Origin of the sequence: Janthinobacterium sp. PC23-8, assembly GCF_002250505.1 — a bacterium.
Taxonomy (GTDB): domain Bacteria; phylum Pseudomonadota; class Gammaproteobacteria; order Burkholderiales; family Burkholderiaceae_D; genus Janthinobacterium.
In genome coordinates this window covers 1,669,361-1,692,721 of record NZ_NJGY01000001.1, presented here as the reverse complement: position 1 = coordinate 1,692,721, position 23,361 = coordinate 1,669,361, and the positions used below count along the sequence as shown (strand labels likewise).

20 protein-coding genes are annotated in these 23,361 nt (G+C 63.6%); 17 read left to right on the top strand and 3 right to left on the bottom strand.

The window, feature by feature from the left end:
* The first annotated feature begins 123 nt into the window (after positions 1-123).
* The 7 genes from CD932_RS07270 to paaZ all read left to right on the top strand — a co-directional run bounded on the left by CD932_RS07270 (position 124) and on the right by paaZ (position 7,427).
* The gene (locus CD932_RS07270) at positions 124-1,275 is read left to right on the top strand and encodes an ABC transporter substrate-binding protein (RefSeq protein WP_094442049.1); all 1,152 of its coding nucleotides are present in this window, start codon (positions 124-126) and stop codon (positions 1,273-1,275) included.
* 88 nt (positions 1,276-1,363) lie between these two features.
* Complete coding sequence (locus tag CD932_RS07265) at positions 1,364-2,242, top strand: branched-chain amino acid ABC transporter permease (protein ID WP_094442048.1); 879 nt, start codon at positions 1,364-1,366, stop codon at positions 2,240-2,242.
* On the top strand, positions 2,239-3,243 hold the full coding sequence (locus CD932_RS07260; protein ID WP_094442047.1) for a branched-chain amino acid ABC transporter permease: 1,005 nt from the start codon (positions 2,239-2,241) through the stop codon (positions 3,241-3,243). Before CD932_RS07265 ends, CD932_RS07260 begins: the two co-directional genes overlap by 4 nt.
* 1 nt (position 3,244) lies before the next feature.
* A complete protein-coding gene (locus CD932_RS07255) occupies positions 3,245-4,000 on the top strand; it encodes an ABC transporter ATP-binding protein (protein ID WP_094442046.1) in 756 nt (251 codons plus the stop codon).
* Positions 4,000-4,731: an ABC transporter ATP-binding protein gene (locus CD932_RS07250; protein ID WP_094442045.1), complete on the top strand. Its 732-nt coding sequence runs from the start codon at positions 4,000-4,002 to the stop codon at positions 4,729-4,731. The genes CD932_RS07255 and CD932_RS07250 overlap by 1 nt, the downstream gene beginning before the upstream one ends.
* A gap of 9 nt (positions 4,732-4,740) precedes the next feature.
* Complete coding sequence (gene paaY, locus CD932_RS07245) at positions 4,741-5,355, top strand: phenylacetic acid degradation protein PaaY (protein WP_094442044.1); 615 nt, start codon at positions 4,741-4,743, stop codon at positions 5,353-5,355.
* Positions 5,356-5,375: 20 nt separating this feature from the next.
* Positions 5,376-7,427, top strand: coding sequence for a phenylacetic acid degradation bifunctional protein PaaZ (gene paaZ / locus CD932_RS07240; protein WP_094442043.1), 2,052 nt, complete (start codon positions 5,376-5,378; stop codon positions 7,425-7,427).
* A 3-nt stretch (positions 7,428-7,430) separates the two neighbouring features.
* Here paaZ and CD932_RS07235 read toward each other — a convergent pair whose 3' ends face one another.
* Positions 7,431-8,681, bottom strand: coding sequence for a Xaa-Pro peptidase family protein (locus tag CD932_RS07235; RefSeq protein ID WP_303396091.1), 1,251 nt, complete (start codon positions 8,679-8,681; stop codon positions 7,431-7,433).
* Positions 8,682-8,757: 76 nt separating this feature from the next.
* Positions 8,758-10,155 carry an argininosuccinate lyase gene (argH, locus tag CD932_RS07230; protein ID WP_094442041.1) on the bottom strand — a complete coding sequence of 466 codons (1,398 nt, stop codon included), beginning with the start codon at positions 10,153-10,155 and terminating at the stop codon, positions 8,758-8,760.
* 276 nt (positions 10,156-10,431) lie between these two features.
* Here argH and CD932_RS07225 point away from each other — a divergent pair, with 276 nt between their 5' ends.
* The 7 genes from CD932_RS07225 to CD932_RS07195 all read left to right on the top strand — a co-directional run bounded on the left by CD932_RS07225 (position 10,432) and on the right by CD932_RS07195 (position 15,770).
* A complete protein-coding gene (locus CD932_RS07225; RefSeq protein WP_094442040.1) occupies positions 10,432-10,614 on the top strand; it encodes a hypothetical protein in 183 nt (60 codons plus the stop codon).
* Between the two features lie 205 nt (positions 10,615-10,819).
* Positions 10,820-11,017, top strand: a complete 198-nt coding sequence (locus CD932_RS07220; RefSeq protein WP_094442039.1) for a hypothetical protein — start codon at positions 10,820-10,822, stop codon at positions 11,015-11,017.
* A gap of 170 nt (positions 11,018-11,187) precedes the next feature.
* Positions 11,188-11,613 carry a GNAT family N-acetyltransferase gene (locus CD932_RS07215; protein WP_094443510.1) on the top strand — a complete coding sequence of 142 codons (426 nt, stop codon included), beginning with the start codon at positions 11,188-11,190 and terminating at the stop codon, positions 11,611-11,613.
* A 121-nt stretch (positions 11,614-11,734) separates the two neighbouring features.
* The gene (locus tag CD932_RS07210) at positions 11,735-12,079 is read left to right on the top strand and encodes a hypothetical protein (RefSeq protein WP_141213200.1); all 345 of its coding nucleotides are present in this window, start codon (positions 11,735-11,737) and stop codon (positions 12,077-12,079) included.
* A gap of 103 nt (positions 12,080-12,182) precedes the next feature.
* On the top strand, positions 12,183-13,130 hold the full coding sequence (locus CD932_RS07205) for a GSU2403 family nucleotidyltransferase fold protein (protein ID WP_141213199.1): 948 nt from the start codon (positions 12,183-12,185) through the stop codon (positions 13,128-13,130).
* Between the two features lie 129 nt (positions 13,131-13,259).
* On the top strand, positions 13,260-13,457 hold the full coding sequence (locus CD932_RS07200; RefSeq protein WP_094442037.1) for a hypothetical protein: 198 nt from the start codon (positions 13,260-13,262) through the stop codon (positions 13,455-13,457).
* 264 nt (positions 13,458-13,721) lie between these two features.
* Positions 13,722-15,770: a M13 family metallopeptidase gene (locus tag CD932_RS07195; RefSeq protein ID WP_094442036.1), complete on the top strand. Its 2,049-nt coding sequence runs from the start codon at positions 13,722-13,724 to the stop codon at positions 15,768-15,770.
* A 24-nt stretch (positions 15,771-15,794) separates the two neighbouring features.
* Here the strand turns inward: CD932_RS07195 and CD932_RS07190 are convergent, their stop codons facing one another.
* Positions 15,795-16,568 (bottom strand): sensor histidine kinase, encoded by a 774-nt coding sequence (locus CD932_RS07190; protein WP_094442035.1) that lies wholly within the window; start codon positions 16,566-16,568, stop codon positions 15,795-15,797.
* Positions 16,569-16,751: 183 nt separating this feature from the next.
* Between CD932_RS07190 and CD932_RS07185 the strand changes: the two genes are divergently transcribed.
* The 3 genes from CD932_RS07185 to CD932_RS07175 are packed head-to-tail and all read left to right on the top strand — an operon-like array spanning position 16,752 to position 23,331.
* A complete protein-coding gene (locus CD932_RS07185) occupies positions 16,752-17,150 on the top strand; it encodes a response regulator transcription factor (protein ID WP_176460907.1) in 399 nt (132 codons plus the stop codon).
* Entirely contained in the window at positions 17,147-22,699 is a 5,553-nt protein-coding gene (locus CD932_RS07180; RefSeq protein ID WP_094442033.1) for an ATP-binding sensor histidine kinase, read from the top strand. Before CD932_RS07185 ends, CD932_RS07180 begins: the two co-directional genes overlap by 4 nt.
* Positions 22,696-23,331 (top strand): response regulator transcription factor, encoded by a 636-nt coding sequence (locus tag CD932_RS07175; RefSeq protein ID WP_254926495.1) that lies wholly within the window; start codon positions 22,696-22,698, stop codon positions 23,329-23,331. Before CD932_RS07180 ends, CD932_RS07175 begins: the two co-directional genes overlap by 4 nt.
* Positions 23,332-23,361: the final 30 nt, after the last annotated feature.

Genomic DNA, 23,361 nt, shown 5'->3' with positions numbered 1-23,361 from the left:
ATCGCCATCGCGATTGAGCGCATATTAAAAGAGTAAAAAAAGAGTAAAAAACAAAAAAGGCGCAGGCTAGTCAGAAAAGCGCCAACCAACATTGACCGTAGTGCCAACCTGGTGGAGACCACAATGATTGCCAACATTTTCAAGAAAACCCTGATCGCCGGCGTGCTGGCCATGTCCGCCTCCGGCGCTTATGCGGCCGACAATATCAGGATCGGTTCCGTGCTGTCCGTCACGGGTCCGGCCGCCTTCCTGGGCGACCCGGAACTGAAAACCCTGCAGCTGTACATCGAGAAAATCAACGCTGCCGGTGGTGTCCTGGGCCGCAAGCTCGAACTGGTGCACTACGACGACGGCAGCGATGCGGCCAAGGCCAACGGCTTTGCCAAGCGTTTGATCGAGTCCGACAAGGTCGACGTGCTGATCGGCGGCACCACCACCGGCGCGACGATGGCGATGGCGCCGCTGGTCGAACGCGCCAGCCTGCCCTTCATTTCGCTGGCCGGCGCCGTGGTGGTCATCGATCCGGTGAAAAAATGGGTTTTCAAGACGCCGCATACCGACCGCATGGCGGCCGAGAAGGTGTTCGAAGACATGAAAAAGCGCGGCATCAGCAAGGTGGGCCTGCTGTCGGAAACCAGCGGCTTTGGCGCGTCGGGCCGCAAGGAGTCGCAGAGCGTCGCCGCCAAATATGGCATCACCCTGGTGTCCGATGAAACCTACGGCCCGAAAGACACCGACATCACGGCCCAGCTCACGCGCATCAAGAACACCGCCGGCGTGCAGGCCGTGTTCGTGTTTGGCCTGGGCCAGGGGCCTGCCGTGGTCACCAAGAACTACGGCCAGCTGGGCATGACGGCGCTGCCGCTGTACCAGTCGCATGGCGTGGCCTCGGATGAATACCTCAAATTGTCTGGCAAGGCCGCCGAAGGCGCGCGCCTGCCGACGCCGGCCCTCCTGATCGGCGCCATGCTGCCCGACGCCGATCCACAGAAAGCCATCGTCATCGGCTACGACAAGACCTATAAAGACCGCTACAAGGTCGATCCGTCGACCTTTGGTGGCTATGCGCTCGATGCCTTGAACCTGTCGGTGGACGCCATCAAGCGCGCCGGCGGCACCGACCGCGAAAAAGTGCGCGCGGCGCTGGAGTCGACCAGGGGTTTTGTGGGGACGACTGGCGTATTCAATATGTCGGCCAAGGACCATATGGGCCTGGACCTGTCGGCTTTCCGCATGGTCGAAGTGAAGAACGGCGAATGGCAATTGTCGAAGTGATGTTCGAGCAGGCAAGCCAGCAGCAGTAGCAGCGGCGCGGGCCGCTCTCAAGGATGGTCCGCGCGCAGCCGAACATAATGGAGACACCATGGAAGTCGCACAATTTCTACAATTTCTGTATTCCGGGATGACGGTCGGTTCCGCCTACGCGCTGGCGGCGCTGGGCTTTACCATCATTTACAACACCAGCGGCGTGATCAATTTCGCGCAAGGCGAGTTCATCATGTTGGGCGGGATGCTGGCCGCCGTGATGTCGGCCGCCGGCGTGCCGCTGCCGCTGGCCATTATCCTCGCCGTCGTCGCCACCGGCCTGGTGGGCCTGTTGATGGAAAAGACCGTGATCGAACCGGCGCAGAACGCGCAGGTCATCACGCTGTTGATCATCACCATTGGCGCGTCGCTGGTGCTGCGCGGCCTGGTGCAGATCTGGCTGGGCAAGGACACGCACTCGCTGCCGGCGTTTTCGGGCGACGCGGCTATCGAATTTTTAGGTGCCAGCCTCTTGCCGCAAAGTCTGTGGGTGCTGGGCGTGACGGTGGTGATCGTGCTGGTGCTGGGCTGGTTCTTTGGCCGCACCCTGATGGGCAAGGCCATGCTGGCCACCTCGCACAACAAGCTGGCCGCGCAACTGGTCGGCATCAATACGCGCCGTGTGCTGCTGTTCTCGTTCGGCCTGTCGGCGCTCTTGGGCGCGGCCGGCGGCATCCTGGTCGCGCCCATCACCTATACGTCCTATGACGCCGGCATCATGCTGGGCCTGAAAGGCTTTGTGGCGGCCGTCTTGGGTGGCCTGGGCGGCGGCGCGGGCGCGATTGCCGGTGGCCTGATCCTCGGCATCGCCGAAGCCATGACGGCCGGCTATATCTCGTCGGCGTACAAAGACGCGGTGCCCTTCGTGCTGATCCTGCTGATCCTGTTCTTCCTGCCGCAAGGCCTGTTCGGCGCCAAAAATTCGGAGCGTGTATGAGCAACTTCTTTACACGTTTCTTTACACGTTCGCGCCATGGCGGCCTGCTGGTGCTGGCGCTGGTGCTGGCCATCCTGCCGCTGTTCCTGACCAACGCGTTTTACTATGATGTGGCGATCCGCATTGCCCTGAACGCCATCGTCGTCATCGGCCTGAACCTGTTGATGGGCTATACGGGCCAGATCAGCCTGGGCCACGCGGGCTTCTATGGCCTGGGCGCCTATGCCTCGGCCGTGCTGACCACCCACCATGGCTGGCCGCCGCTGGCCGCCCTGGCCGCCGGCGCCGTCGCCACGGGACTGCTGGCGCTGCTGCTGGCCCGTCCGGTGCTCAAACTCAAGGGCCACACGCTGGCCATGGCCACCCTGGGCCTGGGCATCATCATCTCCATCGTCATCAACAACGAGACGCAATGGACCGGTGGCCCGGACGGCATCGGCGTGGCCGCCTTCAGCGTGGCCGGGCCGGAAATCGCCGGCGAAAAATCGTGGTACCTGGTGTGCGCCGTCTTGCTGCTGCTGGTGACCTGGCTGGCGCTGAACCTGATCGATTCGCCCGTCGGCCGCGCCCTGCAGGCGATCCACGGCTCGGAAGTGGCGGCGCGCGTGGTCGGCGTCGACACCACGCGCTTCAAGGTGCGCGTGTTCGTGCTGTCGGCCGTGATCGCCAGCATCGCCGGCAGCATCAGCGCCCACTATATCGGTTTCATTACGCCCAACCTGGCCGGCTTTTTCCACTCGATCGAGCTGGTGACGATGGTGGTGGTGGGCGGCATGGCGTCGGTCTTCGGCTCGATTATCGGTGCAGCGCTGCTGACGATCCTGCCGCAACTGCTGTCGAGCTTTGAAGGCTGGGAAACGGTGGTGTTCGGCGTGATTTTGATGGCGACCATGATCTTTATGCCCAAGGGGCTGGTGCCGAGCCTGGCCAGCCGTTCGCGCAAGCGGGTGGGCACGCCTACCGCGCCAAAGGCGCCAGCCAAACCTGCGCAGGAGGCTTGAGATGCTGACGATTAAAAACCTGAGCAAGAGCTTTGGCGGCGTGCATGCGGTGCAGGATGTCAGCTTCAGCGTGCAGGAAGGCCATATCCATTCCGTGATCGGCCCCAATGGCGCCGGCAAGACCACCCTGTTCAACCTGATCACCGGCGTCTATACGCCGACCAGGGGCGAAATTTTGCTCAATGGCGAAAACGTGGCCGCCATGTCGCCCGATGCCCTGGCGCGGCGCGGCATGAGCCGCACCTTCCAGAATCTGCAGGTGTGCATGAACATGACGGCGATCGACAATGTGATGGTGGGCGCGCATCTGCGCCTGAACCAGAATCTGTTCGCCTCCATGCTGCGCCTGCCGTCCGTGCGCCGCATGGACGCTGCCTGCCGCGACGAGGCGGCGCAGTTGATGGACTTTGTCGGCGTCGGCCGCCATATCGATGACGAGGCGGGGCAGATGTCGTATGGCGCCTTGAAACGCCTGGAGATCGCGCGCGCGCTGGCGGCCAGGCCGAAGGTGCTGCTGCTCGATGAACCGGCCGCGGGCCTGAACCATACCGAAACGGGCGAGATCGAAGCCTTGATCCGCAAGGTGGCGCAATCGGGCGTGACGGTGGTGCTGGTCGAGCACGACATGAAACTGGTGATGAATCTGTCGGACCAACTCCTGGTGCTCGACTATGGCAAGAAGCTGGCCGAAGGGACCGCCGCCGAAGTGCGCGCCAACCCCGACGTGGTGGCGGCGTACCTGGGAGTGGCGGCATGATGAAGATGGAAACCCCCCAGGCACCGCTGGTGCTCGATATCAAAGGGCTGACCAGCCACTATGGCCGCATCCAGGCCCTGCACGGCATCGATGTGCAGGTACGCCAGGGCCAGCTGGTGGCGCTGGTGGGCGCCAATGGCGCCGGCAAGACCACCTTGCTGCGGGCCATTTCCGGCGTGCAGCCCATCAGCGCCGGCACGATCACGTTTGCCGGCCACGACATCAGCCGCAGCAGCGCCGACAAGCGCGTGCGCGCCGGCATCTGCCAGGTGCCCGAAGGGCGCCAGGTATTCGGCCCGATGACGGTGGAAGACAATCTGCGCCTGGGCGCCTTTACGCGCCCGCAGCAGGAAGTGGCCGGCGAGATCGAGCGCATGTATGGCCTGTTTCCGATCCTGAAGGAAAAGCGGCGGTTGCTGGCCGGGACCCTGTCCGGCGGCCAGCAGCAGATGCTGGCCATGGCGCGCGCGCTGATGGGGCGCCCGCAGTTGCTGCTGCTGGACGAACCGAGCATGGGCCTGGCGCCGCTGTTGATCGCCGAGATCTTCCGCATCGTGGCCGAACTGCGCGAGCGCGGCATCACGATTTTCCTGGTCGAACAGAACGCCCACGCGGCGCTGTCGATTGCCGATGTCGGTTACGTGATCGAGACGGGGGCCATCACCCTGTCCGGTCCCGGTCCCGAATTGCTGCATAACGAGCAGGTACAAAGCGCCTATCTGGGCATGTAAGGAGTTGCTATGGTCAAAGTCTACGAAATCAACGGCGTCACCCCCGTCGTCCACCCCACCGCCTATGTGCACCCGAGTGCGGTATTGATCGGCGACGTGATCGTCGGTCCGCGCTGCTATATCGGGCCGCTGGCGTCGATCCGTGGCGACTTCGGGCGATTGATCCTGGAAGAGGGCGCCAACCTGCAGGACACCTGCGTGATGCACGGCTTTCCCGGCTGCGACACGGTGGTCGAAGTCGATGGCCATGTGGGCCACGGCGCCGTGCTGCACGGCTGCCGCATCGGCCGCAATGCGCTGGTCGGCATGAACGCGGTGGTGATGGACAACGCCGTCATCGGCGAGGAATCGATCGTTGCCGCCATGAGTTTCGTCAAGGCCGGCATGATCGTCGCGCCGCGCAGCATGGTGGTCGGCACGCCGGCGAAAATCATCCGCTCCTTGAGCGACGATGAAATCAAATGGAAAACCTCGGGCACCGGCCAGTACCACGAACTGGCCGTGCGCTCCATGCACACCATGCGCGAAGTCGAGGCGCTGACGCAGGTTGAACCTGGCCGCCAGCGATTGAATTTTGAATCGGCGCTGCCGCTGCATCTGCACAAGAACGCCGCCGCGCAATAACCATTACAGGAGTATCACCCATGGCTCACATTTCAACTTTGCAAAGCCTGATCGCCGGCCGCTGGCTGGGCGAGTCGGCCGCCGTGCCGCTGCACAGCGCCCTGAACAACAACGTCATCTATCACACGCACGCCGAGAAGATCGATTTCGAGGAAGCCGTCACCTATGCCCGCAAGACGGGCGTGCCGGGCCTGATGGCGCTGGACTTCCAGCAGCGCGCCGCACGCCTGAAAGCCCTGGCGCTGTACCTGGTCGGCCGCAAGGAAGAGCTGTATGTGATCTCGCACCTGTCGGGTGCCACGCGCGCCGACAGCTGGGTCGATATCGAAGGTGGCACCGGCACCCTGTTCGCTTACGCCAGCATGGGCAGCAACGAGCTGCCCTCGTCGAACGTGCTGCACGAAGGCCCGGCCATCGCTTTGGGTAAAAAAGGCGGCTTTGCCGGCACCCATATCCTGGTGCCGCGCGGCGGCCTGGCTGTGCATATCAATGCCTTCAATTTTCCGATCTGGGGCCTGCTGGAAAAGTTCGCGCCGAGTTTTCTGGCCGCCATGCCCTGCATCGCCAAGCCGGCCACGGCGACGAGCTACCTGACCCAGGCCGTGGTGCGCATGATGCATGAATCGGGCTTGCTGCCCGAGGGCAGTTTGCAGCTGGTGATCGGCTCGACCGGCGACCTGCTGGACCGCCTGAACGGCCAGGATGTCGTCACGTTTACGGGGTCGGCGGCCACCGCCGCCAAGCTGCGCACCAACCCCAACCTGATTGCCAATTCCGTGCCGTTCAATGGCGAAGCCGATTCGCTCAATTGCGCCATCCTGGCGCCGGACGTCACGCCCGACGATGTGGAGTTCGACCTGTTCGTCAAGGAAGTGGTGCGCGAAATGACAGGCAAGTCGGGCCAGAAGTGCACGGCGATCCGCCGCGTGATCGTGCCCGACCATCTGATGGACGCCGTCGGCACGCGCCTGCGCGAACGCCTGGCCAGGGTGGTGGTGGGCGACCCGTCGATCGAAGGCGTGCGCATGGGGGCGCTGGCCTCGAAAGAGCAGCAGCACGACGTGGCTGAACGGGTCGCTACGCTATCAATGGGCAACGAGGTGGTGTTCGGCGCGGCCGACGGCTTCAAGCCGCTGGGCGAAGGCGCCCTTGACGGCAGCTTCTTCGCGCCGACGCTCCTGATGTGCCGCAATGCGTTTGCCAACGACGCCGTGCATGACGTGGAAGCATTCGGCCCCGTCAGCACCATGATGGGCTACCACGATATCGACGAAGCGCTGGCCCTGGCCGCGCGCGGCAAGGGCAGCCTGGTGAGCACGCTGGTCACGCGCGATGCGAAACTGGCGGCGCGCGTGGTGCCGCTGGTGGCCGCCACCCACGGCCGCGTGCATATCCTGGAACGCGAAGCGTCGGTCGATTCGACCGGCCACGGCTCGCCCCTGCCGCAGCTCAAGCACGGCGGCCCTGGCCGCGCCGGCGGCGGCGAAGAGTTGGGCGGCGTGCGCGCCGTGCGCCACTACCTGCAGCGCGCGGCGGTACAGGGTTCGCCCACCATGCTGGCCGCCGTCACCGGCGAATACGTGCGCGGCGCGCAGGTCAATGAAAGCCCGATCCACCCGTTCCGCAAGCATTTCGAAGACCTGAAAACGGGTGACTCGCTCTTGACGCACCGCCGTACCGTCAGCGAAGCGGACATCGTCGCCTTTGGCGGCATCTCGGGTGACTTTTTCTACATGCACTTCGACGAGATTGCGGCAAAAGAGTCGCAGTTCGGCAAGCGCATCGCCCACGGCTACTTCGTGTTGTCGGCCGCCGCCGGCCTGTTCGTCTCGCCCGGCGTCGGCCCGGTGCTGGCCAATTACGGCCTGGACAACCTGCGCTTCGTCGCGCCCGTGGCCATTGGCGACACCATCCGCGCCCGCCTGACCTGCAAGCGCAAGGTCGACCGCAACCGCAAGGATGTGTTCGGTGTCGGCCAGGGCGTGGTGGCGTGGGATGTGCAGGTGACCAACCAGAACGATGAACTGGTGGCCAGCTATGACATCCTGACGCTGGTGTCGAAGCGCGAGTAAGTTTTACAAGCCCAGGCCGAAGGGGTTATCGACGCTGTGTGCCGGCTCGGTAAACCACTTCGGTCCTTGCTCCGTCATGTAGAAATGATCCTCATGGCGGATACCAAATTCACCTGGTATGCAGATCATCGGCTCGTTCGAAAAGCACATGCCCACGTCCAGCGGCGTGGTGTCGTTGCCGACCAGGTAAGGCCATTCGTGGATATCGAGGCCGATGCCGTGGCCGGTGCGGTGCGGTAATCCTGGCAGCTTGTAGCCGGGGCCAAAGCCATCTTCTTCCAGCGATATGCGCGCGGCGCGGTCGACGTCGCCGCAGGGCACGCCCAGCCGGGCCGCCGCAAACGCCGCCGCCTGGGCTTTCTTTTCGCTGTTCCACACGCTGCGCTGGCGTTCGCTGATGGCGCCGAACACATAGGTGCGCGTGATGTCGGAGATATAGTTCATCACCTGGCAGCCCGTGTCGATCAGCACCGTGTCGCCTGCCTTCAAGGTCTGCACATAGTTCACGCCATGCGGATAGGCGGTCGCTTCGCCGAACAGCACGATGCAGAAATACGAACGCGGCGCGCCCACCTTGCGGTGCGCCCGTTGAATGAATTCTTCCACTTCCACCGTCGTGATGCCCTCGTGGAGCATGCTGGCGGTAGCCACGTGCACGGCCAGGGTCATGTCCATCACGCGCTGCATCAGGGCGATTTCGGCCGGCGACTTGCGGCTGCGGCACCAGGCCGTGACGGCGCGCGCGTTGTCCAGCGCATAGCCGGCGGCCAGCGGCCTGATGCCGTCATGGATAAAGAAGGCGGCACTTTCGCAGATGCCCACGCGCGGTGGCTTGGCCGCATCCTGGACTATCCCCATGCGCGCCAGCACATCGACAAACAGCTGGTACGGGCTTTCATGCTCTTCCCAGCAGTTGACCTTGCCCTCGATCTGCATAAAGCCCTGCAAGGTGCTTTCTTCGAATGCCGGGGCGATATATTCCAGGCTGCCGCTGGCGGGCAGGATGGCGCCGACCATGCGTTCGCTGGCATACCATCTGGTGCCCGTGAAATAGGTGAGGTTGGCGCCCGCGTTCAGGTAGATGGCGGCGATGCCGTGCTCGCGCATGAAGGACTGCGCCGTGGCGATGCGCTGCGCGTGTTCGTCCTTGCCGATGGCGGCCATGCCGGCCGTCATGTCCGACAGTGTGGACAGTACTGCTTCGATTGATTTTCCGCCGATGCCGATGCCGCCGGCGTTCATGACGCTACCCATGCCTGCTCCCCAAAGATGATTCAGAAGGCAGGCATGATAGCAGCCGCCCCAGTGGAAGGGGCGGCGCAGGGCGAGCTTATTTTTCCAGCTGCGCGCGCACGCGCGCGATCGCTACACGTACCTGGCGTGGCGCGGTGCCGCCCACATGGTCGCGCGCGGCCACCGAGCCTTCCAGCGTCAGCACGTCGAACACGTCTTCGCCCGTCAGTGGCGAAAACGCCTGCAACTGCTCGAGCGACAGGTCGGCCAGGTCGCAGCCGGCGTCGACGCAGGCGCGCACGGCCAGCGCCACCGCTTCATGGGCGTCGCGGAACGGCAGGCCCTTCTTGACCAGGTAGTCGGCCAGGTCGGTCGCGGTGGCATACCCTTGCAGGGCCGCCGCGCGCATCGCTTCCGGTTTCACCGTGATGCCGCCAGCCATGTCGGCGAAGATGCGCAGAGTGTCGATGACGGTGTCGACCGTGTCGAACAGCGGCTCCTTGTCTTCCTGGTTGTCCTTGTTGTAGGCCAGCGGCTGGCCTTTCATCAGGGTCAACAGGCCGATCAGGTGGCCGTAGACGCGGCCGGTCTTGCCGCGCGCCAGTTCCGGCACGTCCGGGTTTTTCTTTTGCGGCATGATCGACGAGCCGGTGCAGAAACGGTCGGCGATGTCGATAAAGCCGATGCGCGGGCTCATCCAGATCACCAGTTCTTCGGCCATGCGCGACACGTGCATCATCAGGACGGCCGAGGCGGCGCAGAACTCGATGGCGAAATCGCGGTCCGAGACGGCGTCGAGCGAGTTGTGGCACACATCGTCAAAACCGAGGGTTTTCGCCACGCGCAGGCGGTCGATCGGGAAGGTGGTGCCGGCCAGCGCGGCCGCGCCCAGCGGCAAACGGTTGACGCGCTTGCGCGTGTCGGCCATGCGCTCGGCGTCGCGGCCGAACATCTCGACGTAGGCCAGCATATGGTGGCCGAAGGTGATCGGCTGGGCCACCTGCATGTGGGTAAAGCCCGGCATGATGGTGCCGGCGTGCTGTTCGGCCAGGTCCGTCAGGGCGCCGCGCAGGGTCGCCAGCAGGGCGGTGATGTCGTCGATGGCCGAGCGCACGTAAAGGCGGATATCGGTCGCCACCTGGTCGTTGCGCGAACGGCCCGTGTGCAATCGCTTGCCGGCGTCGCCTACCAGTTCGGTCAGGCGTTTTTCAATATTGAGGTGGACGTCTTCCAGGTCCAGCAGCCATTCGAACTGGCCGGCGGCGATTTCCTGCGAGATCTGCGCCATGCCGCGGACGATCTCGGCGTAATCGGCCGGGCTGATGATGGCTTGCGCATGCAGCATTTCCGCATGGGCCAGCGAACCTTCGATATCGAACAGCGCCAGGCGCTTGTCGAAAAATACGGAGGCGGTATAGCGCTTGACGAGGTCAGAGACCGGTTCGGAAAACCGGGCCGACCAGGCTTCGCCCTTTTTGGAGAATTGATCAGTCATGAAAGAAGTCCTTTAGTGTACGGCGATTATAAACAAGGTTGGCCCGCATCAGGGCTTTTAGGATGGCAGACGGCGCTGACAGGGCCGGAAATGGGGCTGGCGCGCATCAAAATGCGGCGCGCAGGCGGTTTGTCCGCCTTTTCTGCGTTTTGTCGGCGCGGTTTGTATTCTGCCCCGCGATTTGCGCGCCTGGTCGCAAGCCGCTGGTACAGGGAGGGGGAGGCGTCTACAGTTCCATCATCGCAGCACACAACCACCGATCCCAGGGACTTGACCATGATTATCGCCAAACACATCGAAGCCGTCGCCATCGCCATCATCGCCATTGCCGCCGCTGCCAGCATGGCCACCGCTTCGGTGCCGCAAGCGCCAGTTGTCACCAGCGCCGACGCCGTCACCACCCACGTGGTCTATGTCAGCGCCAAGCGCCTGAGCGCCGCAGAAAAAGCCGCGCTGTAGATATATCCTCACCGCGCTGGCGCATTTCCGCCAGCGCCCAGCCACAGCCCTGCCAACCCTCTGAGCCGATACCGCGTTTCATCGCAGATTTTTGTATTCTGTCCCGTGTTTTGCGCAGTTGGTCGCAATCCGGTGGTGCTGGCACGGCGATGCGCCTAAAGTTCAATCATCGCAGCACACCAACCACTACCCAAAGGACATCATCATGAACATCGCCAAAAACATGGAAGCCATCTTCGTTGCCATCATCGCCATCGCCGCCGCTACCAGCATCGCCACCGCCTCGGTACCGACGTTGCGCGCCGCGCCGGCAAGCGTGGTTGCCAGCAGCGATGCCACCGTCATGCACACCGTGTATGTGAGCGCCAGGCGTTTGAGCGCCGAAGAAAAAGCCGCACTGTAAGCGCAGCCGCACCATGCAAAATGTCGTACCCGCAACAGCATCGGCAGTACAAGGACATACCCCATCACAGGCAGTCAGGACGGGCGGCGCCCCCGGTTCTTTCCAGCCCTGGTGACAGCAGCGCCAAAATGGCCGATGATCGTGTTTTCAACGACCGCCGGACCAGCGTTATGTCATCCTTCATGATCACCACCGACAAGACGGAACTCGACGTTCCGGCCATCCACCATTTTCTCGGCACGCAATCGACCTGGGCCACCGGCATTGCGCTGGCCACCGTCCAGCGCGCGATCGACCATTCCCTGTGCTTTGGCGGTTTTGCCGACGGCCGCCAGGTGGCGTTTGCCCGCGTCGTCAGCGATTACGCCACCTTCGCCTACCTGGTCGACGTGTATGTGCTGGAACAATACCGGGGCAGGGGCTACAGCAAGCAGCTGATGGACGCCGTCATGGCGCATCCCGACCTGCAGGGACTGCGCCGCTTCATGCTGGCCACCAGCACGGCGCATGGCCTGTATGCGCGCCACGGCTTCACGGCGCCGCTACGGCCGGAGTCGCTGATGGAGAAATATGTGCCCGATCTTTATACGCGCTGAAGTACGTAGTGCCGCAGGGAACGGCAAAAAAAACCTTGCCTGAAATGGATGCCAAGTTATAAAGTTCAGAGGCTGACGTGCCGCCATGTGGCTGCCTGCGGCTTCCTCCAGAAAGTTCATCATGCGATCATTTTGTCTGTTCATGCTGCTGGCATGCTGCGCCACCAGTTCCTTCGCCCAGGACAAACCGGCCGCCGCCAGGCCGCTTGTTGACGCCGGCCTGTGCAAGGCCGATTGCGTCGCCACGCGCCAGGATTGCCGCGCGCGCGGCGCTACCGAAGAAGATACCAGGCCGTTGCTGGAGATGAAGCAGAGTACCAATCCTTATGCCACCGCCGCCACGGAAGTGCGGCCGCAGTCGCAACTGCTGCGGCCGACCGAAGCCGACGCGTTCCGTGCCCGCCGCGCGGAGCGCTTGCAGGCGTGCGAGGTGCCGTATCGCAGCTGCACGCGTGGCTGCAACTGAACGACTGGCCCATTCCCGCCATTTTTTTATGGCTCAAGTTATTGATTTTAAAAATCTTTCGGTATAAAGTAAGAGATAATGGAAATATACCGAGGAGCCTGCGATGTTAGAACTGCCAGCCGATGCCACCCGGCAGTACATTGACGCGGTTGCCACTTTTGAAGCCTATGAAGAGGCGTTGGCGGAGGCCGCCAAAGTACGTGGCGGTATGTATTGGCACAAGGGACCAATCGCCGATCCTGATGATGTCTATCTGGTGCGTACCAGTGCTGCCGGCAGTGAAAAGAGTCTGGGACGCCGGTCGCCTGAAACAGAAGCGATCTATGACAGTTTTCGTCAGAGAAAAGAGTCAGGCGAGCTGCGTCGAGATGGGCTCAAGGCGTCGTTAGCCAAGCATAAGAGAATGAATCGTGCGCTGCGTGTTGGACGGGTGGCACCTATCATCGTGGATATTCTGAATCGACTGGCAGTCACCAATTTGGGTGTGCATTTCCGCGTGGTCGGTACCCACGCACTCTACGCTTACGAATCGGCGGCGGGCATTATTTTTGAAAACGATGCGGTGGCGACGCGCGACATAGACTTGCTTTGGGATGTCAGAAAAAGGGTCGCATTTGCCACTGCCTTGAGCAAGGTCGACATGTCCATGCTAGGTGTGCTTCAGAAAGTAGATCCGACGTTTCGCATCCGAAATTCTCAAAAATATACGGCTGTGAACAAGGAAGGTTTCGAGGTCGATATTATTCGCCGTGAGCAGGCGATTGGCGACCCGCATCCTATCCGTTTGAGCAATGACGACGAGGATTTTTGGGTAGCTCAAGCACCACGTGCCCAGGAATTGCTGGACTCGCCTCCATTCTCGGCCGTTATCGTCGCCACCAATGGCGATATGGCTAGAATGAATACGCTCGATCCTGCGGCTTTTGCCCGCTTCAAGCAATGGATGAGTGCCTTGCCTGAGCGCGATCCACTCAAGCGCCGGCGCGATGCCTTGCAAGCAAAGGCCGTCGAAGAAGTGGTTCAAGAATATTTGCCGCAGTGGGCGCACTAGTTCCATCCGTCCAGCGTGTATTCTGTCCCGCGTTTTGCGCAGTTGGTCGCAATCCGGTGGCGCGTGTGGTGCGACCAGACTAAAGTTCCATCATCGCAGCACACAACCCGCTACCCAAAGGACACCATCATGAACATCGCCAAAAACATGGAAGCCATCTTCGTTGCCATCGTCGCCATCGCCGCCGCCACCGGCATCGCCACCGCCTCGGTACCGAAGTTCCGCGCCGCGCCGGCAAGCGTGGTTGCCAGCAGCGATGCCACCGTCATGCACACCGTGTATGTGAGCGCCAGGCGTTTGAGCGCCGAAGAAAAAGCCGCCCTGTAAGCGCAGCCGCACCATGCGCAAGGCGGCACACCGCAGTACCCCATTACAGGCAGTCAGGACGGGCGGCGCCCCCGGTTCTTTCCAGCCTTGCTGACAACAGTTCCAGGCAGTTCCCCCGCGCGCATCACCGGCGCAAAAAGCAGTTATCGAACCTTTGGCCTTGCTGCAATGCAGTACCGGTCTGTGCGTATAATCCTGCGCTTGCATGTCTGCACCCAGCATGCTCTCCAACAGGAAGTCTCACTCACCACCAAAGGAATCTTCGTGCATCGTTCGCTTATCAGCGCCGCCTGCTGCGCCCTGTTCGCTCTTGCCACCCCCTCGCTGCAAGCCCAGCAAGCCCCCCATGCCGCCGCTCCCGTCTCGGGCATCGACATGAACACCCTCGACAAGGCGGTGCGCCCGCAGGATGACTTCTACGGCTACGTCAACGGCATCTGGACCCGCAACACCGACATCCCGGCCGACAAATCGGTCTGGGGCACGTATATCGAATTGCGCGAAATCGCCCAGGGCCAGTTGCGCGGCCTGATCGACGCCACGCTGAAGCATCCCGGCAAGGCCGGCAGCGAGACGCGCAAGATCGCCGACCTGTACACCAGCTTCATGAACGACAAGGCGCGCGACGCTGCCGGCTTCAAGCCGCTGCGCCTCGAACTGGCGCGCGTGGCGGCCGTGAAGGACAAGCAGGACTTGCCGGCGCTGTTCGCCTTTTTGCAGCGCAACGGCATCGCCACGCCGTTTTCGGCCGGCGTCGCACCCGATGCGCAGGACCCGGAGCACTACACCGTCAACATCAGCCAGTCCGGCCTGGGCCTGCCCGACCGCGACTACTACCTGAAGGACGACGACGCCAGGCTGGCCGCCGTGCGCGCCAAATACCTGCAGCATGTCGCCACCATGCTGGCCATGGGCGGCGACAAGGACGCCGCCGCCCATGCCGCCCAGGTGCTCGAGATCGAAACGCGCCTGGCCGCGGCGCAGTGGACGCGCGTGCAGATGCGCGATCCGGTCAAGTCATATAACCGTGTCGACTTCGACAAATTCGGCGAACTGGCGCCGGCCTTCGACTGGAATAGCTACTTTGCCGCCGCCGGCCTGGCGCCGAAAGCATCGATGGCGGTGGTGCGCCAGCCCGGCTTCCTCGGCGGCTTTTCCGCCGCCGTGGCCGAGATGCCGCTGCAATCGTGGAAGAGCTATCTGAACTGGCGCATCATCGAAAGCTATGCGTCCTACCTCGACAGCGCCAGCGTCAAGGAGCGCTTCGCCTTCGAAGGCACGGTGCTGCGCGGCGTGCCACAAAGCGAACCGCAGTGGCAACTGGCGCTGCGCTTTACCGACAACGCCATCAGCGACGCCGTCGGCAAGCGCTATGTGGCAATGTACTTGCCGCCCGAGACCCGGCCGCGCGTGATGGCCATGTTCGACAACTTCGTCGCCTCGTTCAGGGAAGGCATCGAGCATCTGGACTGGATGAGCCCCGAGACCAAAAAGGAAGCGCAGCTCAAGCTGGCGGGCCTCAAGCCAAAGATCGCCTACCCTGACCAATGGCGCGACTACAGCAGCATGAAAACGCAGCCGGATGACCTGATCGCCAACGTGCGCGCCGCACGTGCCTGGGGCCGCCAGAACAATCTCGATAAACTGGGCAAGCCGGTCGACCGTGACGAGTGGTCGATGACGCCGCAAACCGTCAACGCCAGCTACAGCCCGGCATTGAACGCCATCACCATTCCGGCCGCCATCCTGCAGCCGCCATTCTTTAACGTGAAGGCCGAAGACGCCGTCAACTACGGCCTGCTGGGCATCACCTTCGGCCATGAAATCAGCCACGCTTTCGACGACTCGGGCAGCCAGTACGACGCCCACGGCCGCCTGCGCAACTGGTGGACGGCAGATGATCGCGCCGCCTTCAAGGCGCGCGCCGCAGGCCTGGTCAAGCAGTATGGCGCCTACAGCCCGGTGCCCGGCTACTACATCAATGGCGAACTGACCCTGGGGGAGAATATCGGCGACAATTCCGGCCTGTCGCTGACCTATAACGCCTATCGCCGCTCGCTCGGCGGCAAGCTCTCGCCGGTGATCGACGGCCTGACCGGCGAGCAGCGTTTATATATCGGCTTTGCGCAGAAATGGCGCGCCAAGCTGCGCCCCGAAGCGGCGATCGCGCAGATCAAGAGCGATCCGCATTCGCCCGGCGAATTCCGCGCCAAGGGCACCGTGATGAACCAGCCTGGTTTCTACGAGGCCTTCGGCATCAAGCCGGGCGACGCCATGTATCTGCCGCCCGAGCAGCGCGTGATCATGTGGTAAGCAGTTGGCGGAAATGCCGCCAGGTCAGGCTGGCCACGACATTTCGCGTTTAACCCGTGCATCACTGGCTTTTGGGGCGGGCAAAAATGCTGAAGGCTGGTGTTCAGTCATCGGCAAGCTGAATGTGAACGTGCTGCCGTGCGCGGGGTTGGAATCGACGCGGATTTCGCCGCCGTGCAGCTCGACGATGGAGCGGCAAATGGCCAGCCCCATGCCCATGCCGTGCGGCTTGCTGGTGACCAGCGGGTCAAACAGATTCTGCAACAGGGCGGGGGCAATGCCGCAACCGCTGTCACTGACCGTCACGAGCACCGTGCCGCGCTCGTCGCACACTGCGCGGATGCCGAGGATGCGTGGCCGGTCTTCGACCGCACGCATCGCATCGATCGCATTTGCCACCAGGTTCTGCAGCACCTGCTGCAGTTGCACCGGATCGCCGTAGCATTGCGGCGCCGTCAAATCGGTATCGACCCTGATGCGCAAGCTGCGCAGTTGCGCGCGGTGGCTGTGCAAGGTCGTGCGAATCATGGCATCCAGGCAGCATGCCAGTCGATCCGGACGCGCTCCTGACGCCAGCCTGTGCATGCTGTGCAACATGGCGCTGGCCTCGGCCACCGCCGCCAGTACCGAGTCAAGCGCGGCTGTAATATGGTCGTGCGGCAGCGACCGTTGAAAGCCGCGCAGCGCCGATTCGGCGTTGAGGGTGACTGCCGCCAGCGGCTGGCTCAGTTCATGGATCATCGATGCCGCAAACAGGCGGACATCGTTCGATGGAGCGGGGTGGCGGGTAGTATGCATGGGGACATTGTCGCCAGTTGCCCGATCGCGGTCTAGCTATACAAAAATATACCCTTGCGAGTGCCTCCCCCTATACAAACAGATACTGCCAGGGCACTGCGGCGGGAAGGTATCATGATGTCCGGACGATATTTTTGCCGGGACGTGACGGCGGCGACGTTTTACATGACATCAGGAACCAATGTGTTGAGATCCACACCTACTGCCCCGCTTGCACTGATTTGCGTTGTCGATGACGACGCGGCCGTTCGCCAGGCGCTGGACAACTTGCTGACCTCGGCAGATTATGTGCCGCTGTGTTTTGACTCTGGTGAGGCATGCCTGTCGTACGCCAAACTCGGTGACGTCGATTTCGCCGTGGTCGATGTCAAGCTGGGCGGCATGAGCGGCTTCGAACTGCAGCAGCGGCTCAACGTCATGGCGCTGGACCTGCCGCTGGTGTTCATCAGCGGCCATGCCGACCAGGCAATGGAGCAACTGGCCGTCAAGGCGGGTGCAGTCGCCTTGCTGCACAAACCGGTCGACGTGGACCGCTTGCTGATGCTGATCGAAGGTGCGCTGGCCGGTCGCGCGCAACCATGAACCCTGCCATGCCGAACCGGGACGAGATGGTATTGGCCGATGGCGGCCTGGCCGCCTATGCATGCGAGCAGCTTTCGCAGGACGGCGTGCTCGCCACCATGCGTGCCAGGCACTGCGCCACCGGGCACGCCATTCTGATCACCACGGCGGCGTCGCAGCCCCAGGCTGCCGATGCGGTCCACTACCTCAACAACGAATATGCCTTGCGCGCGCAACTCGATGTCGCCTGGGCGCGGCGGCCGCATGGCATCGCCTGGCATAACGGCGCGATGGCACTGCTGTATCCGGATCTCGGCGATACGCCGCTGTCGAACTGCATCCCCGCAGTCGGCCATATCGAGGCATTCCTGGCAGTCGCACTGTCGCTGTGCGCCGCCGTTCGTGCGATGCACGGCGCCGGCATCCTGCACCAGAATATCAAACCGGCCAACGTCCTGGTCGATGATGCCGGCCATTGCCGCTTGCGCGGTTTTGGCATTGCCAGCGTGCTGAGCAGCGGCGTGCGCAGCGGCGTGCGCACCACTGCTGCCGGTGCAGCTGGTACCGTACACGGTACGCCGGCCTACATGTCACCGGAGCAGACCGGCCGCAGCCCTTGGCCCAGCGATCGTCGCAGCGACCTGTATTCGCTGGGCGTGACGCTGTACGAACTGCTGGCCGGCCAGTTGCCGTTCGCAGCGGCCCACCGGGCCAACAGCGGCGAATGGATCCATGCGCATCTGGCATCGGAGCCGTTGCCGCCGCATCGCCACAGCCCCACCGTACCGCCGATGCTGTCGGCCCTGGTACTGAAGCTGCTGGCCAAGGATCCGGGCCAGCGCTATCAAAGCGCTGCTGCGCTGGAAGCCGATTTGGAGCATTGCCTGCAGGCGTGGCGGCGGTACGGGCGCATCGACGAATTTGCACCGGGACTGGAAGATGCTCCTGCCTTGCGTTTTTCCAGCAAGCTCTTCGGGCGCGATGACGCCATGGAAGCGTTGCTCGGTGCTTACCGGACGGTGGCTGGCGACGGCAAGTCCGCCATGCTGCTGGTGCATGGCCCGTCCGGCGTGGGCAAGACGGCGCTGGTGGCGCAATTCCTGCGCCACCCTGCCGTCTGCGCCGCTTCAGTGGCAAGCGCAAAGGTCGACCAGTTCGGCGGCGCAGCGCCTTACGTGGCATTGTCCGAAGCGTTGCGTGGCCTGGTAATGTGCATCCTGGGGCAGAGCGCCAGCGAGGTGGAATTCTGGCGCGCACGGGTGCGCCACGCCTTCGATGGCGATGCTGCCATGCTGCGCGATCTTGCGCTCGGGCTGATGCCGGAACTGGCGCTGCTCGCGGGCGAACCGGCTCCGCGTGAACTGCCCGACATTTCGGGACCGGAATCGGCCAACCGGCAGATGATGACGGTGTTGCGGTTGTTGCAAATATTTGCGGTGCGCGAGCGTCCGCTGTTGCTGGTGATCGACGATGTGCAGTGGCTCGATGCGGCCACGGCGGCACTGCTGGCCGAGCTGGTATCGCAGCTCGACGCCTTGCCCATCATGTTGCTGGTCACCAGCCGTTCGGGGCAGGATGGCGCGGCATTGCCGGCCGCAGCAGGGCCACTGCGGCTGCATCCACGCGCTGGCGAGATCGTGCTGTCGGCACTGGCGCCAGCGGCCCTGGAGGCCATGCTGGCCGAGACGCTCTCCACCGTCCCTGCCCACGTGGCGGAACTGGCGCAGCTGGTATATCGCAAGACCGCCGGCAATCCCTATTTCGTGCAGCAGTTCCTGCAAACTGTCGTCGATGAGCGGCTGGTGCTGCGTGCAGCGGCCAGCGGCACCTGGTACTTCCAGCTGGAGAAAATCGCCGCCTTGCACTTTACCGATAACGTTGCCGAACTGACCCTGACGCGTCTGGCACGCCTGCCTGAATCGACGCGGCGCGTGCTGCAGGGGCTCGCTTGCCTAGGACGCCTGGGCAGTGCCGGCTTGCTGCAAGCGCTGCATGAGGTCGATGAGGCCGACATGCAGCGGCACCTGGCTGTTGCCACGACCGCCGGTGTGTTGATCGAGTCGCCTGGCGGCCCTGTGTTCAGCCACGACCGCCTGCAGGAAGCCGCCTACGCCGAACTCGACAGCGCTACCCGCGATGCCCTGCATGTGCGCCTGGGCCTGCTGATGGTGGCCAACGGGCTTGCCGGGGAGCGTGACGATTTGCTGTTCAGCGCCATGGAGCACCTGCAGAAAGCGCCGCAGCTTTTGCCTGCTGCGCAGCAGCAGCGTATCGCCGAGGCAGCGTTGCTGGCCGGGCGCAGGGCGCGGCGCGCCTGTGCCTACGATTCCGCACTGTCGTATCTCGACTTCGCGCATGGCCTGGCATGCGCCGCCGAGGCGCCGTGGGCGGCGTGCCTGCGTTTTGAGGCTCAACTGGAACGCGCCCATTGCCACTGTCTGGGCGGTAATCTCGATACCGCACAGGCCATGCTGCCGGCATTGCGCCGCGGGCCACAGGAGCGGCGCATACAGGGCGAGGTCCTGCGCCTGGCGTCCGAGGTCGCACTGCGGCGCGGTGATTATGCGCAGGCGCTGCAGCATACGCTGGAAGGCTTGCGCGCTTTCGGTATCGACATGCCCGAGCATCCCGATGATGCCGAATGCGAGCGCGCGTACGCGGCCTTGCGTGTACGCTTGCAGGGCGACTGGCGCACCACCTTGCACGCGCTGCCGCCGCTGGACGATCCCGACATGACGGTGGCGATGTCGCTGCTGTCGGGCATGCTGCTGCCGGCCAGCTTTTCGTCGCCATCGCTGCTGTTCCTGCATCTGTGCCATACGCTGCAGGTCAGTCTCGATTACGGTATCTGCGGCGCGACCACCACGGCGCTGGCCTGGTTCGGCGTGATGAGCGGCGAACGGCACGGCGCTTATGCCGAGGGCTTCGAGTATGCCGATACCGCACGCAGCCTGGTCGAGCGGCATGGCTTGCGTGCCTGCGCCGCACCGGTGCTGCTGGCGCTGGACCAGATCAGTGTGTGGACCCAGCCGCTGTCGTCCGCGCTGCAGTATGCACGGGCCGGATACGACGCCGCGCTGGTGGTGGGCGACCTGCCGATGGCCAGCCTGGAGCAGTGCCACCGCATCTGCATGCTTATCACCCGCGGCGACGCACTCGAAGCGGTTGCCGCCGAAATTGCCAGCGCGCGCGCCTTCGTGGCGACCATCGAATTTCGCGATATGGACAAGATTTTGCAAGTGCAGCAGTGGTACGTGAATCATCTGCGTGGCCTGGACGACGAACCACTGGTGCAGGGCATCGTTGCCAACAGCATGGCCCCGCTGCGCTTCTGGCACCTGGTGTACCAGGCCGGCCCCGCTTTCCTCGATGGCGACCTGGTACTGGCCCGCGCCTGCCTGCAGCAGGCGGCTGCACTTGCCTGGTCCGCGCCCGCGCATGTGCATCAGATGGAATTCCATCTGTTCAGCGTGCTTGCGCTGTGCGCCGCTCCGGCACCCGATGCCGACCCTGCTGCTTGTACCGAGCAGTTACAGGGCCATGTGGCGCTGCTGGCCAAATGGGCGCAGGCCAATCCGGCGACGTTTGCCGACAAGCATGCGTTGGCGATGGCGGCGATGCGCGAGCGTGCCGGCGACGCGTTCGGCGCGCTGGCGCTGTACGAGCAGGCCGCCCTGCATGCCCAGGCGCAGGGCTTTCATCACTACACCGCATTCGCGCACGAGCTGGCGGCCCGCCTGTGCCGCCGTGGCGCTCTTGCCACCGCCGAGCAGGCGCATCTGCGCGGCGCCATTGATGCTTATCGCCGCTGGGGTGCGCTGCGGCGCGTCCGTCAGCTGGAGGTGCGCTACAGCCAGGCGATGCCCGGCGCCGCCATGGGCGGCGGCGACCAGCAAACCGTCTCGCTGATCGAGAGCGCCGAGTTGCGCGATGTCGACAGCATCGTGCGCGCGTCGATTGCGCTGTCACAAGAAATCGAGACCGATGCGCTGGCCCGGTCGCTGATGGGCATCGCGCTGGAGCACGCCAGCGCGCAGCGCGGGCTGCTGATCCGCATGCAGGGCGAAACGCCGCTGATCGAGGCGCACGCGCTGCTGACCGGGCGCGGCGTCGACGTGACGCTGGCACAATCGGCGCCGCATGCGCAGGACCTGCCCCTGACGATGCTGCATACGGCAATGCGCACGCTCAAGCCGGTCAGCGTGGGCGCCGAGCCGCGTCCGGCGCCTTTCCGCGGCGACGCCTATCTGCAGCATTACTCGCAGTGCAGCGCGATCTGCATTCCGATGCTCAAGCAGGCCCGGCTGGTTGGCATGCTGTACCTGGAAAACAGGTCTGCCAGCGCCGCATTTACCGGCGAACAGGCGCGCGTGCTGCTGCTGTTGGCCGCGCAGGCGGCGGTGTCGCTGGAAACGGCCGCCTTGTACGCCGAACTGCTGCAGGAGAACCAGCACCGCCGCGAGGTGGAAAAGACGCTGCGCGAGCGCCGTGCGATGATGCTGCAAGGCGAAAGAATCAACCGTAGCGGCAGCTGGACCTGGGATCTGTCGGAAGCGACCATCAATGGCACGCCTGAGCTGTGCCGTATTTTTGGCCTGTCTGACCCGCAACCGACGATGCCGCTGTCGATCTTTGTCGAAGCGCTGCATCCCGACGACCAGCCGCGCGTCACTCACGTGCTGGAACACGCCATCGCGCAGCGCAAAGCCTATACCATGGACTACCGGATCATCGACCCGGACGGCAAGATCCGCCATCTGAGCTGCGTCGGTGAACCGATGGCCGGTACCGGCGGATCGGTGTTTGTCGGCACCACGGTCGACATCACGGCCCGGCGTGTCTCGGAAGACTCGTTGCGCCAGGCGCAGGTCGAGCTGGCCCGGGTCTCGCGGTTGACCACGGTGGGCCAGCTGACTTCATCGATTGCGCACGAAATCAATCAGCCGCTGATGTCGATCGCCTCGAACGCCGGCGCAAGCCTGCGCTGGCTGGACCGCGATCCGCCGCATCTGGACCGCGTGCGCAGCGGTTTGCAGGAGATTGCCGAGCAGAGCCAGCGTGCCGGGCAGATCATCCGTGGCCTGCGCGCGCTCACGCGCAAGGGCATACAGGAATCGGCGCCGGTCGACCTGCATGCGACGATCCGCCATATCGTGCTGATTTCACGCGCTGAACTCGAGCGCAACGAGGTCAAGCTGGAGCTGGCGCTCAATGCGCGCTGCGGCTGGGTCGAAGGCGATGCGGTGCAGCTGCAGCAGGTGCTGCTCAATCTGGTGGTCAATGCCCTCGACGCCATGGCCGGGGTGGCGGGGCGCTCGCGGGTACTGGCCATTGCCACCTGCTCGCAGGAGCGGCAAATGCTGGTGCATATCGACGATACCGGCGTCGGCCTTGAGCCGGCCAGCGCCGCGCGGATGTTCGATCCGTATTACACTACCAAGCATGAGGGCATGGGCATGGGCCTGGCCATTTGCCGCTCCATCATCGAAGCCCATGCCGGCAGCATCACGGCCGAAGTGCGCCACCCGCACGGTTGCAGCGTCGTGTTCAGATTGGCGGAGAAAGATTGAATAACCAAGCCCCGAAGCCCATGGTATTTGTGGTCGACGACGATGCAGCGGTGCGCCGCGCCTTTGTCAACCTGCTCGACTCGGCAGGTTACGATGTCCTTGCTTATGCGTCGGCTGCGGCATTTTTCCAGCAGCCCCTGCCCGACGTGCCGTCCTGCCTGTTGCTCGACCTGCGCATGCCCGATGCGGGCGGCTTCGACGTTGCCGCAGAGCTGGAGCGCACCGGTATCGAACTGCCGGTGATTTTTGTCACCGGTCACGGCTCCATCGCGCTCACCGTGCAGGCGATGAAAGCGGGCGCGCTGGAGTTTCTCACAAAGCCGGTGGCGCCGGACGAACTGCTGCGCGCAGTGCACGACGCCTTGCTGGTGGCCCACGCCAGGCACCAGCAGCGCCAGGAACTGCATGAGTTGCACCTCCGCCACCAGGCGCTGACACCACGCGAGCTCGAGACGATGCAACTGGTGATCGGCGGCCTGATGATCAAGCAGATCGCCGACGAACTGGGCATCAGCGAAATCATGGTCAAAATGCACAAACGCAAGCTGATGGACAAGATGGGCGCGCGCTCCTTGCCCGACCTTGTGCGCTATGCCGAGCGGCTGCGCGTGCTGCATACGCGCAGCCGCTGAGGCGGGACAGTGATCGCAGGCTGCGTTGTA

Coding starts and splice junctions, on each gene's coding strand:
- paaZ (WP_094442043.1), top strand. CDS start 5,376: ATGGCTCACATTTCAACTTTGCAAAGCCTGATCGCCGGCCGCTGGCTG.
- argH (WP_094442041.1), bottom strand. CDS start 10,155: ATGACTGATCAATTCTCCAAAAAGGGCGAAGCCTGGTCGGCCCGGTTT.
- CD932_RS07235 (WP_303396091.1), bottom strand. CDS start 8,681: ATGGGTAGCGTCATGAACGCCGGCGGCATCGGCATCGGCGGAAAATCA.
- CD932_RS07270 (WP_094442049.1), top strand. CDS start 124: ATGATTGCCAACATTTTCAAGAAAACCCTGATCGCCGGCGTGCTGGCC.
- CD932_RS07255 (WP_094442046.1), top strand. CDS start 3,245: ATGCTGACGATTAAAAACCTGAGCAAGAGCTTTGGCGGCGTGCATGCG.
- CD932_RS07210 (WP_141213200.1), top strand. CDS start 11,735: ATGCGATCATTTTGTCTGTTCATGCTGCTGGCATGCTGCGCCACCAGT.
- CD932_RS07250 (WP_094442045.1), top strand. CDS start 4,000: ATGAAGATGGAAACCCCCCAGGCACCGCTGGTGCTCGATATCAAAGGG.
- CD932_RS07265 (WP_094442048.1), top strand. CDS start 1,364: ATGGAAGTCGCACAATTTCTACAATTTCTGTATTCCGGGATGACGGTC.
- CD932_RS07205 (WP_141213199.1), top strand. CDS start 12,183: ATGTTAGAACTGCCAGCCGATGCCACCCGGCAGTACATTGACGCGGTT.
- paaY (WP_094442044.1), top strand. CDS start 4,741: ATGGTCAAAGTCTACGAAATCAACGGCGTCACCCCCGTCGTCCACCCC.
- CD932_RS07215 (WP_094443510.1), top strand. CDS start 11,188: ATGTCATCCTTCATGATCACCACCGACAAGACGGAACTCGACGTTCCG.
- CD932_RS07260 (WP_094442047.1), top strand. CDS start 2,239: ATGAGCAACTTCTTTACACGTTTCTTTACACGTTCGCGCCATGGCGGC.
- CD932_RS07180 (WP_094442033.1), top strand. CDS start 17,147: ATGAACCCTGCCATGCCGAACCGGGACGAGATGGTATTGGCCGATGGC.
- CD932_RS07200 (WP_094442037.1), top strand. CDS start 13,260: ATGAACATCGCCAAAAACATGGAAGCCATCTTCGTTGCCATCGTCGCC.
- CD932_RS07225 (WP_094442040.1), top strand. CDS start 10,432: ATGATTATCGCCAAACACATCGAAGCCGTCGCCATCGCCATCATCGCC.
- CD932_RS07220 (WP_094442039.1), top strand. CDS start 10,820: ATGAACATCGCCAAAAACATGGAAGCCATCTTCGTTGCCATCATCGCC.
- CD932_RS07190 (WP_094442035.1), bottom strand. CDS start 16,568: ATGCATACTACCCGCCACCCCGCTCCATCGAACGATGTCCGCCTGTTT.